Below are 16,491 nucleotides of genomic sequence, written 5' to 3'. Positions count from 1 at the left end.
GCCGATGGTACTGCAGGGGGGACCCTGTGGGAGAGTAGGACACCGCCGGACTTCCTTTAACGAAATGGCCACCCAACGCTGGGTGGCCATTTCGCATTTACGGGCACATTCCCCGGGGAGGACGATCATGTCGACGGACGATTCCAACGAGCGCAGGAGTAACGACGGGCGCTCGAGCGACCGTGAATTCGACCGTGGTCGGTCTGCGCGCGGCGACGGTTCGCCGTCTCGCGGAGAGCGGCCTCCCCGCCGTGACGGCGATAGCGCCGGACGTCCTCGGCGCGACGGCGACCGCCCGTTCCGTCGTGACGGCGACCGTCCTGTCCGTCGTGACGGCGACCGTCCTGTCCGTCGTGATGGCGACCGACCTGTGCGTCGTGACGGGGAGGCGCGTCCGTACCGGAACGACGGTGACCGTCCGTTCCGTCGCGACGGCGACCGTCCCGTGCGTCGTGATGGCGACCGTCCCGTGCGTCGTGACGGCGACCGACCTGTCCGTCGCGACGGGGAGGCTCGTCCGTACCGGAACGACGGTGACCGTCCGTTCCGTCGTGACGGCGACCGACCTGTCCGTCGTGATGGCGACCGACCTGTCCGTCGTGACGGGGAGGCGCGTCCGTACCGGAACGACGGTGACCGTCCGTTCCGTCGTGACGGCGACCGTCCCGTGCGTCGTGACGGCGACCGTCCTGTTCGTCGTGATGGCGACCGTCCTGTCCGTCGTGACGGGGAGGCTCGTCCGTACCGGAGCGACGGTGACCGTCCGTTCCGTCGCGACGGCGACCGTCCCGTGCGTCGTGACGGCGATCGACCTGTCCGTCGTGACGGAGAGGCTCGTCCGTACCGGAACGACGGTGACCGTCCGTTCCGTCGCGACGGCGACCGTCCCGTGCGTCGTGACGGCGGTGAGCGTGGCTTCGGCGGCGGCGATCGGCGTCCTTCGCGCGACAGCCGCCCCGGCGCGGGAGCGCCCCGCCGCTTCGACCGGGACGATGCGCGCGCGACCCGCCCGCCGCAGGACCGGCGCGAACGTGGCCCCGAGCTGCCCGACGACATCACGGCCTTCGACCTGCCCGGCGCGGCGCGCAACGAGCTCAAGACCCTGAGCAAGGACAACGCCGACAACGTCGCCCGGCATCTGGCGATGGCGGCCCGCCTCATCGACGAGGACCCCGCGCTCGCCCACCAGCACGCCCTCGCCGCTTCGCGCAGCGCGGGTCGCGTGGGCGTCGTCCGGGAGACCGTCGCGATCACCGCCTACGCGGTGGGCGACTTCGCGCTCGCCCTGCGCGAGCTGCGCACGCACCGCCGCATCACGGGCTCCGACGAGCAGCTGCCGCTGATCGTCGACAGCGAACGCGGCGTCGGTCGTGCCGACCGCGCACTCGAGGAAGGCCGGGCGGTCGACCGTTCGACTCTGTCGGTGCCCGTGCGCGTCCAGCTGGCGATCGCCATGTCGGGTGCCCGCCTCGACCTCGGGCAGACGGATCGTGCCCTGCAGGAGCTGGATATCCCCGAGGCCGATCCCGACCGCGCGTTCGAATGGAGCCCCGCTCTCTTCTCCGCGCGTGCGGCCGTCCTCGAGGAGTTGGGGCGCGACGCGGAGGCCGCGGAGTGGCAACGGCGCGCGGACATCGCCGCAGAGGCGCTGGACGCCGCTGCCGGAGTGGCCGATCGCGAGGTCATCGTCGTCGAGGAGATCGACCTGATCGATGACGACGGCGGAGTGGACGTGGCATCCGGTGTCATTCCCGTCGACGACGTCGACGACGACGACGCCTCGGAGGCGTCCGATGACACGGCCGGCGCCGAGCCCGACGAGCACTCCGCTGCGACGGACCCGGGCTCTGCCACCTCCGACGAGGAAGCATCCGCGTCGGACGAGGACGTCGTCCCGGATGACGAGGGGACCGCGTCGGACGACGAGGCCGAGGGGTCGCGATGATCTTCCGCCGCGCAGCCGCGCAGCCCACCCCGTTGGACGGGGTGGACGTCGTGCTCTCCGACCTCGACGGCGTGGTCTACGCGGGCCCGGGTGCACTCCCGCACGCGGTCGACAGCCTCAACCGCGCCCAGGCCGCGGGGCTCCGTCTCGGGTACATCACGAACAACGCTTCGCGCACCGACGCGTCGGTGGCGGAGCACCTGAGTTCGCTCGGGTTGAGCGTCGCGGCCGAGGACGTGACCACGAGCCCGCAGGCCGCGATGCGGCTGATGAAGGACCTCGTCCCGGCGGGCTCGACGCTCCTCGTCATCGGCGGGGAGGGACTCGTCGTCGAGGTGGAGAAGGCGGGCTTCGTCGTCACCCGCAGCGCCGACGATTCCCCGGCCGCGGTCGTGCAGGGCTTCGCGCCCGAGGTGGGGTGGAAGCACCTCGCCGAGGCCGCCTACGCGCTGGCGACGCCGGTGGAAGAGGGTGGCATCCCCTGGGTGGCCACGAACACCGACTGGACCATTCCCCAGGCGCGGGGCATCGCCCCGGGCAACGGCACGCTCGTGTCGGCCGTCCACACGGCGGTGGGGCGCCTGGCGACCATCGCAGGCAAGCCGGAACGCCCCATCTTCGACGAAGCCGTGGCCCGCACGGGCGCGACCTCGCCGCTGTTCATCGGCGACCGTCTCGACACGGACATCCAGGGCGCGCGCGTCGCCGAGATGCCGTCGGTCCTCGTGCTGACCGGCATCGACCGGCCCAAGCAGGTGCTGGCGGCACCGCCCTCCCAGCGCCCTGATTACATCGTCGAAGACCTGCGTCAGTTGTTCGAGCCGTACCCGGCCACCGTCGTCAAGGGTGACCGCACGCGGGTCGGCGACGCGGTCGTCGAGATCGACGGCGTCGACCTGCGCATCGTGTCGACCGGCGACCGTCAGATCGACCTCCTGCGCGCGGGAGCAGCCGCCATCTGGAACTCGGGCCGGGCCATCTTCGGCTTCCGCGTGCCGGAGCAGCTGTATGCGGACCCGTTCCGGGTGCGCTGACGTCGGTAGCATGGCATCCATGTCGGACGATGCCGCCCCGGATGCCCCGACCGATCTGATCGATCGGCTGCGCCTCATCGAGGAGCAGCCGCTGGACGTGCGCGCGGACGCCTACGCCGCCGTGCACGACGAACTGGCGCAGCGCCTCGCGTCGGCCCCCACCGACTCGTCGGCCGCGTCGCGCCCGTGACGACCCGCCTCGATGCGGCCCTCGCCGCCCGCGGACTCGCCCGTTCGCGCTCGCACGCGGCGCAGCTCATCGCCTCGGGCGTCGTGAGCGTCGACGGGCGGCCGGTGGTCAAGCCGTCGACGCCGGTCGTGGACGACAACGAGATCTCCGTCGCCGGCGCCGACCATTACGTCAGCCGCGCGGCGCACAAGCTGATCGCGGGACTCGACGCCTTCCCGATCGAGGTGGAGGGGCGCACCGCCCTGGACCTCGGGGCATCGACGGGCGGGTTCACGCAGGTGCTGCGCGAGCGCGGTGCCCGACCGGTCATGGCGGTCGATGTCGGCCACGGGCAGTTGTCCACCGTTCTGGCCGGCGACCCCGACGTCGTGTCGGTCGAGGGGTATAACGTGCGGTTCATGACCGCCGACTCCCTCGCCGCCGCGACGGGAGTCGACGAGCGCCCGCGCGTGGTGACCGGCGATCTGTCGTTCATCTCCCTGCACCACGTGCTCCCGGCCGTCGCGGACACCGCGGCCCCCGACGCCGACGTGGTCCTGCTGATCAAACCGCAGTTCGAAGTGGGTCGCACGGCGGTGAAGGGCGGGCTGGTCACCGACCCCGCCCTGCGCTCCGACGCGGTGCACGGCGTGCTGTGGGCGGCATGGGACACGGGACTGCGCACGGCCGGCCTGATCGCGTCGCCCCTCGTCGGAACGCACGGCAACCAGGAGTATGTCGCGTGGTTCTCGGCCGTCCGGGGCGGTGACCCCTCAGAATGGGAGAGCACCGTGACCGAACTGACCGGAAGCCGATGACCCCCAGCGATCGCCGAATCCTCCTCGTCGTGCACGCCCGTCGTGACGACACCGTCCATGCCGCCGAACGCATCCTCACCGCCGTGCGCGCGGCGGGGGCGACCCCCGTCGTCTCGGCGGAGGACCGGCCCGAACTGGCCGAGCGGCTCTCGCTCGAGGGCGTCGAGACTCTCGGCGTCGACGTCGACATCGCCGACGTGGAACTCGCGATCGTCCTCGGCGGCGACGGCACCATCTTGCGCGCCGCCGAGACCGTGCGCGGAGGGCGGGCGCCCATCCTCGGCATCAACATGGGGCACGTCGGGTTCCTCGCCGAGATCGAGCGCGACGACATGGACGACGCGGTCCGCCGCGTGATCGCGCGGGACTACACCGTCGAGGAACGTCTCGCCCTCGCCGTGCGGGTGCTGGATGCCGACGACAGCGTCATCTTCGAGACCTGGGCACTGAACGAGGCCACTGTAGAGAAGGCCAGCCGGGAGCGCATGCTCGAGGTGGTCATGGAGGTCGACGGCCGACCGCTGTCGTCATTCGGATGCGACGGGGTCGTCGTCGCGTCGCCCACCGGATCGACCGCGTACAACTTCTCGGCCGGGGGGCCGGTCATCTGGCCCACCGTCGAAGCCATCGCCGTGGTGCCGCTGTCAGCGCACGCGCTCTTCGCTCGCCCCCTCGTGGTGAGCCCCGACGCCACGGTCGCCGTCGAGGTGCTCGAGCGCACGAGCGGAAGCGGCATCCTGTGGTGCGACGGTCGTCGCTCTCACGAGCTGCCGCCCGGGGCGCGAGTCGTCGTGCGGCGATCGTCGCGGCCGGTGCGTCTCGCCCGCCTGCACCCGGCGGCCTTCACGGATCGACTGGTCCGCAAGTTCCGCCTTCCCGTCACCGGGTGGCGCGGCGCCACCGGAGGTGCGGCGTGATCGAGGAGATGCGGCTCAAAGACCTCGGCGTGATCGCCGACGCGACCCTGCCCATCGGGCGTGGGTTCACCGCGATCACGGGGGAGACCGGCGCGGGCAAGACGATGGTGGTCACGGGTCTCGGACTGCTGCTGGGGCAGCGGGCGGACTCGGGCGCGGTGCGCTCGGGCGCCGCTCAGGCCGCGGTCGAGGGCGTGTGGCTCGTACCGGAGGACGGCCCCGTGGCCGCTCGCGTGCGCGAGGCGGGCGGCGACGTCGAGCCGGTCGGCGAGGGGGCGGCGGAGCTGTACCTCGGGCGCACCGTGTCGAGCGAGGGCCGGGGTCGCGCCACCGTGGGCGGCCGGACCGCTCCCGCGGGAGTGCTCGCCGACCTCGCCGACGATCTCGTCGTGGTGCACGGGCAATCCGACCAGTTGCGGCTGCGGTCGGCCTCGGCGCAGCGCGATGCGCTCGACCGCTTCGGCGGAGACACCGTGACCGCGGCCCGGACGGCCTATCGCGCCGCGTGGGACGCCTGGCGCACCCTCGACGCCGAGCTGTCGGCGCTGACCGGCGACCGCGATGACCGGGCTCGCGAAGCCGAGCAGCTGCGTGCCGCGATCGCGGAGATCGAGGCGGCCGCTCCTCTCCCCGGCGAGGAGGACGAGCTCGCGCGCCGCGCCGAGCGCCTCGCGAACGCCGAGGAACTGCGCGTCGCCGCGGTGACCGCGCACGCGGCGCTGTCGAACGAGGACGGCGCCCCGGACGTCGTGTCACTCCTGGCGGAGGCCCGTCGCGCCCTCGAACGCATCTCGGGAAGCGACGCCGCTCTGGCGGCGATCGGCGAGCAGGTCGCCGATCTGGGGTACCGCGCGACCGATGCCTCCGTCGCACTGTCGGGCTATCTCGCCGACCTCGACGAGTCCGGTCCCCACGAGCTCGCGGCGGTCGACGAGCGCCGCGGCGTGCTCGCGGCGCTGGCGCGCACCCACGGCTCCGTGGACGCCGCGATCGAGCTTCTGGCGACGGGATCGGCCCGCCTCGTCGAACTGGACGACGACGGCGATCGGGTCGAGCGCCTCACCGCTCAGCGCGACGCCGCCGCCCGCGAACTCGACGCGGCCGCCGACGCCCTGACCGCGGCCCGCCGGGACGCGGCGGAGCGGCTCGGCGCGGCGGTGACCGAGGAGCTGCACGCCCTCGCCCTTCCCGATGCGCGCTTGACCGTCGACGTGGCTGCCGCGGCACCCGCGGCGCACGGCCGCGACGACGTCTCGATCCTCCTCGCTCCGCACCCCGGAGCCGACCCGCGGCCGGTGTCGCGCGGGGCGTCGGGCGGAGAGCTCAGCCGTGTGATGCTCGCCATCGAGGTGGTCATCGCCGGCGTCGACCCGGTGCCGACGTTCGTCTTCGACGAAGTGGATGCCGGGATCGGCGGCGCCGCGGCCATCGAGGTCGGACGACGTCTGGCGCGCCTGGCCGAATCCTCGCAGGTGATCGCGGTCACGCACCTCGCGCAGGTCGCCGCGTTCGCGGGCAACCACCTCACCGTCGTCAAGGGGAACGACGGCGCGGTCACGGCATCCAGCGTCCGTCGGCTCGACGGAGCGGAGCGCGAAGCGGAGATGGCGCGGCTGCTGTCGGGACTCTCCGACTCGGATGCCGCTCTGACGCACGCGCGGGAACTGCTCGAGACCGGCCGGACGCGCTGATCCGAGTGCTTCGACCCCCGATCGACACGCGGGCGTGACGTGGATGTCGGAAGGGGCTGCCAGACTCTGAGGCGAACCCCCACACCCGACTGATAGGATCGAAGCCCGTGATGCAGACTTCGGACGCGGGACATTCAGACAGCACGACCTTCACGACGAAGCACATCTTCGTGACCGGAGGGGTCGTCTCCTCCCTGGGTAAAGGCCTGACGGCGGCAAGCCTCGGCAACCTCCTCACGGCCCGCGGACTCCGCGTGGTCATGCAGAAGCTCGATCCTTATCTCAACGTGGATCCGGGCACCATGAACCCGTTCCAGCACGGCGAGGTCTTCGTGACCGACGACGGCGCGGAGACCGATCTCGACATCGGCCACTACGAGCGTTTCCTCGACATCGAGCTCAGCCAGGCGGCCAACGTCACGACGGGCCAGATCTATTCGCAGGTCATCGCGCGCGAGCGTCGCGGCGAGTACCTCGGCGACACCGTGCAGGTCATCCCGCACATCACCGACGAGATCAAGCGCCGCATGCGCCTGCAGGCGAGCGAGAGCCCGCAGCCCGACGTCATCATCACCGAGATCGGCGGCACGGTCGGCGACATCGAGTCGCAGCCGTTCATCGAGTCGGCGCGGCAGATCCGTCACGAGCTCGGTCGCAAGAACGTCTTCTTCGTGCACGTCTCGCTCGTTCCCTTCATGGGCGCCTCGGGCGAGCAGAAGACCAAGCCGACGCAGCACTCCGTCGCGACCCTGCGCTCCATCGGCATCCAGCCCGACGCCCTCGTGCTGCGCAGCGACCGGCCCGTCACCGAGTCGAACAAGCGCAAGATCGCGCTCATGTGCGACGTCGACGAGGACGCGGTCGTCAACGCGATCGACGTTCCGAGCATCTACGACATCCCGTCGATGATGCACGACCAGGGTCTCGACGCGTACATCGTCGACGCTCTCGAGATCTCCAAGGCCGCCGACGTGGACTGGTCGCGCTGGAACCGCGTGCTGCAGGCGGTGCACAACCCCAAGCACGAGGTCACGATCGGTCTCGTCGGGAAGTACATCGACCTCCCCGACGCGTACCTGTCGGTCACCGAGGCCATCAAGGCCGGTGGCTTCGGGCAGGAGACCCACGTCAAGATCACGTGGATCCCGTCCGACCTGTGCGAGACGCCCGAGGGGGCGGCCAAGGCCCTCGGAGCCGTCGACGGCATCATCGTGCCGGGCGGGTTCGGCATCCGCGGCATCGAGGGCAAGCTCGGTGCGCTGCGCTTCGCTCGGGAGCAGGGCATCCCCACTCTCGGCATCTGCCTCGGCCTGCAGTGCATGGTCATCGAGTACGCGCGTACCGTCGCCGGTCTCGAGGGCGCGTCGTCGAGCGAATTCGATCCCGACACCGCTCACCCCGTCGTGGCGACGATGGCCGAGCAGGTCGACATCCTCCAGAGCGGCGACCTGGGCGGCACGATGCGTCTGGGGCTGTACCCGGCCGCCCTCGCGGAGGGCTCGCTCGCCGCGGAGGTCTACGGAGCGAACAGCATCTCGGAGCGCCACCGCCACCGCTACGAGGTCAACAACGCCTACCGTCAGCAGCTCAGCGACGCGGGCCTGGTGTTCTCGGGACTGAATCCCGACCTCGACCTCGTGGAGTTCGTCGAGCTTCCGCGCGACGTGCACCCGTACTACATCGCCACGCAGGCGCATCCCGAGCTGCGCTCGCGTCCGACCGAGCCGCACCCGCTGTTCCGCGGGCTCGTCGGCGCGGCCCTCGAGCGTCACCGCTCGAGCGAACTGTTCGACGTCGAGGAGGACTGACGTGGAGCAGCTGCGCGACGAGCCGGTCGACCTCGAGGTCGTCTCGACCGAGGTGGTCTACGAGGGTGCCGTATGGGACGTCCGCAGCGACACCGTGCGCTACGGCGACGGGGAGATGACCCGCCAGTACGTCGAGCACCCGGGGGCCGCGGCCGTCGTGGCGATCGACGACGAGGGACGGGTCGTGCTCATCCAGCAGTACCGCCACCCCATCAAGGAGCGCGACTGGGAGATCCCGGCTGGCCTGCTCGATGTGGCGGGCGAGCCGCCGATCGAGACCGCGAAGCGCGAGCTGACCGAGGAGGTCGACCTCGAAGCCGACCGCTGGCAGCACCTGTTGTCGATGCACACCACGCCCGGGGGCAATGACGAGGTCGTGCATCTCTTCCTCGCGCGCGGCCTGCGCACGGTCGAGACCGACTACGAGCGCGAGCACGAGGAGTCCGACATGCGGGTGGAGCGCGTGCCGCTCGCCGACTTGATCGACGGGGTCATCGGCGGGCGCCTGCGCAACGGCATCCTGGCCGCGGGGGCGCTCGCCGCCGCCGAGGTCCTCCGCCGCGAGGCCGCGTCGGCCTGACGTGGAGCTCGAGCGCGCCGTCGAGACGTATCTGCGTCACATCGCGCTCGAGCGGGGCCTGTCGGATCACACCGTCGCCGCGTACCGCCGCGATCTGGACGTGTACGTGGAGTGGCTCCGCGCACGCGGGATCGTCGACGTCGACGCGGTGACGCCGGAACGGGTCGCCGACTTCGGCGCGGAGCGCGCCTCGGCCGAGCCTCCTCCCGCGGCATCGTCCCTGGCGCGGATGCAGTCGTCCGTGCGGGGACTCCACCGCTTCCTCGTGCGCGAGGGGCGGTCCGAGGCCGATCCGAGCGGACGCCTGCGGCCGCCGAAGGCGCCCCGGCGTCTGCCGAAGGCACTGACGATCACGCAGGTCGACGCCCTGCTGGATGCCGCGGGACCCGTGCCCGGATCCGCGGACGCCACGGCCGCGGACCCCGCTGCGGTGCGCGATCGGGCGCTGCTCGAGCTGCTCTACGCGACGGGAGCCCGCGTGTCGGAGATCGTCCACCTCGACGTCGACGACGTCGCTCAGGGGGACCTGCTGCGCGTGCGGGGCAAGGGCGACAAGGAGCGCATCGTGCCGGTCGGCTCGTACGCCCGGGCTGCCCTCGATGCCTACCTGACGCGCGTGCGACCCGCCCTCGCCGCGAAGGGACGCGCGACGCCGCGCCTCTTCCTCGGCGTGCGCGGCGCCCCGCTGTCGCGTCAGAGCGCTTGGCTGATCATCCAGGCCGCGGCCGACGGCGCGGGGCTCACCGCCCACGTCTCACCGCACACCCTGCGGCACTCGTTCGCGACGCATCTGCTGCAGGGCGGCGCCGACGTGCGGGTCGTGCAGGAGCTATTGGGCCACGCCTCGGTCGCGACGACCCAGATCTACACGCACGTCTCGGTCGACGCGCTGCGCGACGTGTACGCGACCTCTCATCCGCGGGCGCGGTGAGGCGCGGGACGCGCCGGCGGTGCGCACCGCGGTCGTCGCCAGGGCACTCCCGGTCGCCGGTCTCGGCATCCTGGGGCTCATCGTCGTCGTGGTCGAGCGACGTGACCGACGCGGAGCGCCGGCGGGGCCTCCGGCCCACCGGTGACGGCGCAGTGCGTGGCGGCCGGCCTGGGAGGATAGGGGGATGACCGCCACCCTCGTCGCCCAGAACCTCGCCGGGGGATACGGCCACCGCACGCTCTTCGAGGGCGTCGACCTCACGGTCGCGCCCGGCGACGTGGTCGGGCTCGTCGGGGCCAACGGGGCCGGCAAGTCGACCCTGCTGCGGCTGCTCGCCGGGGCCGACGAGCCCCTCGCCGGAACCGTCAGCCTCGCGCCCGCCGATGCGTTCGTCGGGTGGCTGCCGCAGGAGCACGAGCGCGTCGCGGGTGAGACGGTCGCGCAGTACATCGCTCGTCGCACCGGGTGCGCGGAGGCGACCCGCGAGATGGATGCCACGGCGGCGGCCCTCGGCGACCCCACGGCCGTGGGCGCTGACGATGCCTACGCCACGGCCCTCGAGCGGTGGCTCGCGAGCGGCGCCGCCGACCTCGACGAGCGGATGCCGCAGGTTCTGGCCGACCTCGGGCTGGAGGTGGGACCGGATGCCGGGATGACCGGGCTCTCCGGGGGTCAGGCGGCGCGCGTGGGGCTCGCGGCGCTGCTGCTGTCGCGCTTCGACATCGCGCTCCTCGACGAGCCCACGAACGACCTCGACCTCGACGGCCTCGAGCGGCTCGAAGACTTCGTGCGGGGCCTGCGCGGCGGCGTGGTGCTGGTCAGCCATGACCGCGAGTTCCTCGCCAGATCGGTGACCCGGGTGCTCGAGCTCGACCTGGCGCAGAACACGCACCGCGTCTACGGCGGAGGGTACGACGCCTACCTCGAGGAGCGCGCGACGCTGCGGCGACAGGCGCGGGAGAAGTACGAGGAGTACGCCGAGACGAAGGCCGATCTCGTGTCTCGAGCCCGGACGCAGCGCGAGTGGTCGAGCCAGGGCGTGCGCAACGCGATGAAGAAGTCACCCGACAACGACAAGATCCGCCGCAAGGCCGCTACCGAGTCGAGTGAGAAGCAGGCGCAGAAGGTGCGGCAGATGGAGAGCCGCATCGCGCGACTCGACGAGGTCGAGGAGCCCCGTAAGGAGTGGCAGCTCGAATTCACGATCGGGTCGGCCCCGCGGTCGAGCTCGGTCGTGTCGACGCTCTCCGGGGCCGTGTTCCGACAGGGCGACTTCACCCTCGGACCCGTCTCGGTCCAGATCAACGCCGGCGAGCGCATCGGCATCACCGGGCCGAACGGTGCCGGGAAGTCGACGCTGCTGCGCGGCATCCTGGGTCGACAGTCGCCCGACGAGGGCACGGCGTCGCTCGGGACGAGCGTCGCGATCGGCGAGATCGACCAGGCGCGGTCGCTGCTGGTGGGGGAGCGGCCGCTCGCGGAGACGTTCGAAGCGCTCGTGCCGGAGCTGAACGCCGGGGAGGTCCGCACTCTGCTGGCGAAGTTCGGCCTCAAGGCCGATCACGTCACCCGGCCGGTCGACGGTCTGTCGCCGGGGGAGCGGACGCGCGCGGGGCTCGCGCTGCTGCAGGCGCGCGGGGTCAACGTGCTCGTGCTCGACGAGCCGACGAACCACCTCGACCTTCCCGCGATCGAGCAGGTGGAACAGGCGTTGGGCTCGTACACCGGGACGCTGCTGCTGGTCACCCACGACCGGCGCATGCTCGCGGCCGTCGAGACCGATCGTCGCTGGCACGTGGAGGCCGGGCGGGTCTCGGAGCTCTAGATCCGGTCGCCAGGGGCCCGCCGTTCGTCGAGATGCGAGGCCGCTGCCCTCCCGCCCGTGACGAGGAATGCCGTGTCAGCAGCGTTCCTGGGTACAGGCAGCGGTGAGCGTCGGGTCGACCCGAAGATCGATCAGGCGCGGAAGGGGGGAAGGAGAATTCCGCGGGTCAGCGGCCCTGGCGCTTCTTGTAGGGCTTGGGCTGACCCTTCACGATCGGCGCGCGACCCTTGCCCTTGTTGGCCTTGGCCTTGCCGCCGCCGGGAGCCTTCTGCTTCGGCGCGGGCGGAGGCGCATCGGCGATGCGCCGGTGGGCCTCCTCGAGCAGCAGGGCGCCCGCGGGGAGCAGGCGCGTGGGCGCCGTGCGCTGCACCAGCGGCTGCCCCACCTCCTCCTCGAGCTTGTCGAGCGTCGTGTAGAGCGAGGCGAGGGGGATGCCGAGCTTGTCGGCCGCGCGCGGGAAGTGCAGCTCCTCGGCGAGGGCGGCGAACCGGACGAGGTGCTCGAGCTTCATGGCATCCATTCTCCCGTGCGGAGCCACGTGGTGGTGAGTGTCCAGGACACGCCGCGTCGCGAGGGGTGCGTACGGCGTGTCCTGGACACTCGGCAAGGAGGGGTCAGGCGGCGGCGGATGCCAGGAACCGGTCGGCGGTGCGCAGGGACAGCGCCATGATCGTCAGGGCGGGGTTCGCGGCGATCGCCGAAGGGAAGACGGAGTTGTCGCAGATCCACAGGTTGGGGATCTCGTGGGAGCGGCCGTCGGCATCCACCACGCCGTCCGAGGAATCGCTCGACATGCGGCACGTGCCGATCGTGTGGGCCGTCCGGGCCAGCACCATCGTCTCGCGCGCGCCGGCGGCCTCCATCACCCGCAACATGAACGCCGTCGCGTGCTTGTCGATCGCCTTCTCGTTCTCTCCGGCGGTGAAACTCACGCGCGCCCGCGGGATGCCGAATTCGTCGGTCTCGTCGCTCAGCACCAACCGGTTGTCGTCGGCCGGCAGGCAGTCGGCGTTGATGCCGATGCCCGCCATGAAGCGCGCCTGCTCGAGCCGCTGCATGAGCTCGGGACCCCACAGGCCCCCGCCGCGCACGAGCGTCGTCGAGAAGGTCACGGGCATGACACCGAGGCTCTGGACGAGGTAGCCGCCCGCGAAATCCGCGTCCGCCGGGCGCATCATGTCTTCGGAGATGAGTGACGACGGATAGCCGCGGTGTCCGCGTACCGGCTCGTCGAAGCGTCCCCACACCTGGGTCGCGCCGTGCGCGAGGAAGTTGCGGCCCACCTGACCGTTGTCGTTGGCCAGTCCCGTGTGCAGCAGCAGACGCGGGGTCTCGACCCCGCCGCCCGCGAGCACGAGCGCCCGGCAGCGCTGACGGCGATCCACGCCGTCCTTGCGGTACACGACCGCGGAGACGTGGCCGCGGTCGTCGAGCTCGATGCCGTGCACCATCGACTCGCTGCGGATCTCGGCGCCGGCCGCGACCGCCGCCGGCAGGTAGGTGTTCGCGGTGGAGGCTTTGGCATCCACCCGGCATCCCTGATGGCACTCTCCGCAGTTGACGCAGGCGCTGCGCTCGCCGTGGTGGTCTTGCAGGCGTGCACGCGTGAGCACCGCGGCGGGGGCATCGGCCCACCGCACGCCCAGGGCGTCGCAGCCCTTGGCCACGAGGTTCGCGGGCGCGTTGCGCTTGGCGGGGGCGTAGGCGTAGGTGCGGCCGGGGTCCCACGGGTAGGGACTCGGGCCCGAGACGCCGATGTCGCCCTCGACGCGCTCGACGTACGACAACAGTTCGTCGGGGTCGACCGGCCAGTCGCGGCCCACGCCCGACTCCGTGCGGAGGGCGAGATCACGGCGGTCGGGACGCGGCGTGAAGGCGCCCCAGTGCAGCATCGAGCCGCCGACGCCGCGACCACTGTTGTTCGGTCCGAACGCCGTGGGGTCATCGCCGCCGCTCAGGCGTTCCGACATCCAGTTGATCTCGACCGCTTCGGTCTCGTCGGGGGTCAGATCGTCGAGCGCGAAGTGGCGCCCGGCCTCGAGGGCGACGACGCTGAGCCCCTTGCGGGCCAGTTCGGCCGTGAGCGGCGCACCACCGGCGCCGGTCCCGACGACGACGACGTCGACCGTCTCGTCATCGGCGAACGTGCGCATGGCTTCGAGGTTCATGCGGCGTCTCCCGTCGCGATCGTGCCGCCGACTCCGGACGGCTCCCAGTCTTCTCGGCGTCCCAACCGCAGCTCCACGTAGCCGCGGATGGGCGAGCCGCCGGTGGCGAACCCGTCGTACCCGACGCGCGCCATGCTCGCGGGGTGCGCGAGCCACTGACGGACGAGGTCGTTGCGCACATCCTCGAGCCACACCTTCAGGCGTGCCGCGTCGAACGGACCCTCGGCGGTGCTCTCGCCGTCGATCGCGGCGCGCAGGATGCTCTCGCGATCGACGGGGTCCGTCGGCCAGACGGCGGCGAGCGTGTCGAGTCCGGCGCGGTACGCCTCGGGGTCGGGCGGCAGGTCGGCGTTGCGCCATCCGTCCCCCTCTCCGCGCGCCAACTGTGCGTCGACGCGGGCCGCGATGTCGATCGCGAGGCCATCCTGCGGGACCACGAGGTCGGCGATCTCGCGCAGAAGAGTCAACTGCGCCAGGTCGAGCACCGCGGGCGCGTAGCCGCGGTCGTCGGGCAGTGCCCGGCGGGCCAGGATGCCGCGTACTCGGTCATCGACGCGATCACCGGCGATGAGGCGGGCCCAGTCATCGGCGACGACAGGGCCGACCCGCACCTCCTCATCGACGAAGCGGGCGATCGCTTCGGCCGCCTCGGCGTCGCGCTCGAGGGGGATGAGGTGCCCCGTGTCGGGCAGGGCGACGAAGCGGGCCCGCGGGTAGACCGAGGCCAGCAAGCCGGGCTGAGCCGCGGCGCCGAGATCGGCGTCGTCCTCACCGGCCAGCACGAGCGCCGGCAGGTCGAGCAGGCCCGCTTCGGCCGAGGCGTCGACGGTGCTGCCCGTCTCGAGCCACGCGCGCCACGCCGCGGGAGAGGTGCGGCGCAGGCCGTCGAGGGCCACCGCGTGCGCCTCGGCGTCGAGCGGCTCGGCGACGTTCTGGGCGAGGAAGGTTTCGGCATCCTCATCGGAGAGCGGTCCGTCGGCGACCCACGAGAGCATGCGCTGACGCCGCTCCTCGTCCATGGGCTCGGGGCGGGGTGGCGACGGGGCCATGAGGACGACGCCGGCCAGGCCGAACAGGGCCGCCTCTCCGCGGAGGACGCGGGAGGCCACGAGTGCCGTGATCTTGCCGCCCATGCTGTGGCCGCCCAGCAGCCATCGGCCGCCCTCGTGCGCCGCGAGCGCCTTCTCGACGTGTGCGACGGTGTGGGCGAGGTCGGTTTCAGTGGAGTGGGCCTCGGAGCCGAATCCGGGGACGTCGATGCCGACGACGCGGACGCGTCCGGCCAGTCGCGCGGCCACACGGTCGAACGACCGGGCGCTCGCTCCGAGCGCGTGCAGCATGTACAGGGTGAGGGGCGCCTCGTCGGGAGCGGAGGCGGTGTCTTCGGACATGTCTTCACCGTTTCGTACCGCGCGGTCGGGGAAGGGTCGCTTGCGGATCCGAACGTTTTACGCAAGCGCGCGGCGAGGGCAGAACGTCGGACGTCGGGACGGGCGGCCTCACCGCGCCGGGCGCCGTCGTCGCCCGACGAGACGGGATCTCCGCCGTGAGACGACGAACGCCCCGGCCGTCGGGTGAAGGACTGCCGGGGCGCGCATCGACGCCGGGTCAGGGGGTGACCATGCCGCCGTTGACGTTCAGCGTCTCGCCCGAGACGTAGCTGGATTCGGCGGATGCCAGGAAGACGAACGCGGGCGCGATCTCGGCGGGCTGCCCCGCGCGCTGGTACGTGCTCTCGTCGTCGAAGTGCTCCATCTGGTCGTCGGAGACCCCCTGGCTCACCTGCAGCGCCGACCAGGTCGGGCCGGGCGCGACCACGTTCACGCGGATGCCGCGGGAGGCGAGCTGCTGCGCGAGGCCCTTCGACAGGTTGTTGATCGCCGCCTTCGTGGCGGCGTAGTCGAGGCGGTCGGGTGCCGGGACATAGGCCTCGAGAGACGCGGTGTTGATGATCGAGCCGCCCTCCGGGAGGTGGGCGAGCGCGGCCTTGGTGATCCAGAACGGCGCGAAGACGTTCGTGCGGAACGTCTGCTCGAACTGCTCGTCGGAGAGGTCGTCGACCTTCTCGACCATGACCTGCTTTCCGGCGTTGTTCACGACGATGTCCAGTCCACCGAGCGCCTCGGCCGCGTGGGCGACGAGGTCGCGGCACGCGCCCGGGTCGGTGATGTCGGTCGCGATCGAGACGCCGGTGCGGCCGGCATCCCGGATCTGGTCGAGGATGTGGTCGGCGTCGCGCTGCTCGTCGGGCAGGTGCACGATCGCGACGTCGGCGCCCTCGCGTGCGAAGGCGATCGCGACGGCCCCGCCGATCCCCGAGTCGCCGCCGGTGATGAGGGCCTTGCGTCCGGTGAGGCGTCCGAGGCCGCGATAGGTCTTCTCTCCCAGGTCGGGCACGGGCGTCATATCGGCCTGCACCCCCGGCTCGGGCTGGTGCTGCACGGGCGGTTCGACGCGGGCGTAGCGCGTGACCGGGTTGTCGAAGGTGAACTGGTCGCGATCGTGGCTCATGGGACGACGGTAGACAGGGGCCGGCTGTCCTGGCCGGGCCTTGACGGCTCGGGGTGGCGGCGCCCACGGGTGCGTGTCACCCGGGCGGCGCCCG

At 71.9% G+C, this 16,491-nt stretch carries 15 protein-coding genes; 10 read left to right on the top strand and 5 right to left on the bottom strand.

Annotated elements, in window-relative coordinates:
• Positions 1-97: 97 nt before the first annotated feature.
• Positions 98-1,138, bottom strand: coding sequence for a hypothetical protein (locus AB0230_RS09925; protein WP_366375464.1), 1,041 nt, complete (start codon positions 1,136-1,138; stop codon positions 98-100).
• 6 nt (positions 1,139-1,144) lie between these two features.
• Between AB0230_RS09925 and AB0230_RS09920 the strand changes: the two genes are divergently transcribed.
• The 10 genes from AB0230_RS09920 (at position 1,145) to AB0230_RS09875 (ending at position 11,718) form a co-directional block, all read left to right on the top strand.
• Positions 1,145-1,945, top strand: coding sequence for a hypothetical protein (locus tag AB0230_RS09920; RefSeq protein ID WP_366375462.1), 801 nt, complete (start codon positions 1,145-1,147; stop codon positions 1,943-1,945).
• The gene (locus AB0230_RS09915) at positions 1,942-2,979 is read left to right on the top strand and encodes an HAD-IIA family hydrolase (protein WP_315995253.1); all 1,038 of its coding nucleotides are present in this window, start codon (positions 1,942-1,944) and stop codon (positions 2,977-2,979) included. Before AB0230_RS09920 ends, AB0230_RS09915 begins: the two co-directional genes overlap by 4 nt.
• 19 nt (positions 2,980-2,998) lie before the next feature.
• Positions 2,999-3,169, top strand: coding sequence for a hypothetical protein (locus AB0230_RS09910; RefSeq protein ID WP_363391152.1), 171 nt, complete (start codon positions 2,999-3,001; stop codon positions 3,167-3,169).
• Positions 3,166-3,966: a TlyA family RNA methyltransferase gene (locus AB0230_RS09905; RefSeq protein ID WP_363391149.1), complete on the top strand. Its 801-nt coding sequence runs from the start codon at positions 3,166-3,168 to the stop codon at positions 3,964-3,966. Before AB0230_RS09910 ends, AB0230_RS09905 begins: the two co-directional genes overlap by 4 nt.
• Positions 3,963-4,883 carry an NAD kinase gene (locus tag AB0230_RS09900; protein WP_315995250.1) on the top strand — a complete coding sequence of 307 codons (921 nt, stop codon included), beginning with the start codon at positions 3,963-3,965 and terminating at the stop codon, positions 4,881-4,883. The genes AB0230_RS09905 and AB0230_RS09900 overlap by 4 nt, the downstream gene beginning before the upstream one ends.
• Positions 4,880-6,574: a DNA repair protein RecN gene (gene recN, locus AB0230_RS09895; RefSeq protein WP_315995249.1), complete on the top strand. Its 1,695-nt coding sequence runs from the start codon at positions 4,880-4,882 to the stop codon at positions 6,572-6,574. Before AB0230_RS09900 ends, recN begins: the two co-directional genes overlap by 4 nt.
• Before the next feature lie 110 nt (positions 6,575-6,684).
• Complete coding sequence (locus tag AB0230_RS09890; protein ID WP_315995279.1) at positions 6,685-8,382, top strand: CTP synthase; 1,698 nt, start codon at positions 6,685-6,687, stop codon at positions 8,380-8,382.
• A 1-nt stretch (position 8,383) separates the two neighbouring features.
• A complete protein-coding gene (locus AB0230_RS09885) occupies positions 8,384-8,962 on the top strand; it encodes an NUDIX hydrolase (protein ID WP_366375459.1) in 579 nt (192 codons plus the stop codon).
• Between the two features lies 1 nt (position 8,963).
• Positions 8,964-9,893, top strand: a complete 930-nt coding sequence (gene xerD, locus AB0230_RS09880; protein WP_363391139.1) for a site-specific tyrosine recombinase XerD — start codon at positions 8,964-8,966, stop codon at positions 9,891-9,893.
• A 184-nt stretch (positions 9,894-10,077) separates the two neighbouring features.
• On the top strand, positions 10,078-11,718 hold the full coding sequence (locus AB0230_RS09875; RefSeq protein ID WP_363391136.1) for an ABC-F family ATP-binding cassette domain-containing protein: 1,641 nt from the start codon (positions 10,078-10,080) through the stop codon (positions 11,716-11,718).
• Positions 11,719-11,884: 166 nt separating this feature from the next.
• On the opposite strand, the gene AB0230_RS09870 is transcribed toward AB0230_RS09875, so the two are convergent.
• The 4 genes from AB0230_RS09870 to AB0230_RS09855 form a co-directional block, all read right to left on the bottom strand.
• Positions 11,885-12,229 (bottom strand): LysR family transcriptional regulator, encoded by a 345-nt coding sequence (locus AB0230_RS09870; protein WP_315995245.1) that lies wholly within the window; start codon positions 12,227-12,229, stop codon positions 11,885-11,887.
• Positions 12,230-12,332: 103 nt separating this feature from the next.
• Positions 12,333-13,886: a GMC family oxidoreductase gene (locus tag AB0230_RS09865; RefSeq protein WP_366375456.1), complete on the bottom strand. Its 1,554-nt coding sequence runs from the start codon at positions 13,884-13,886 to the stop codon at positions 12,333-12,335.
• The gene (locus AB0230_RS09860) at positions 13,883-15,277 is read right to left on the bottom strand and encodes an alpha/beta fold hydrolase (protein ID WP_366375454.1); all 1,395 of its coding nucleotides are present in this window, start codon (positions 15,275-15,277) and stop codon (positions 13,883-13,885) included. The genes AB0230_RS09865 and AB0230_RS09860 overlap by 4 nt, the downstream gene beginning before the upstream one ends.
• A 217-nt stretch (positions 15,278-15,494) precedes the next feature.
• Complete coding sequence (locus AB0230_RS09855) at positions 15,495-16,397, bottom strand: SDR family oxidoreductase (RefSeq protein WP_315995242.1); 903 nt, start codon at positions 16,395-16,397, stop codon at positions 15,495-15,497.
• Between the last annotated feature and the right edge of the window lie 94 nt (positions 16,398-16,491).

This window comes from Microbacterium sp. NPDC089190 (assembly GCF_040701795.1).
GTDB classification, from domain to species: Bacteria; Actinomycetota; Actinomycetes; order Actinomycetales; family Microbacteriaceae; genus Microbacterium; species Microbacterium galbum.
Note: the sequence above shows the minus strand (reverse complement) of the source record. Positions and strands in the feature narration are given on the sequence as shown.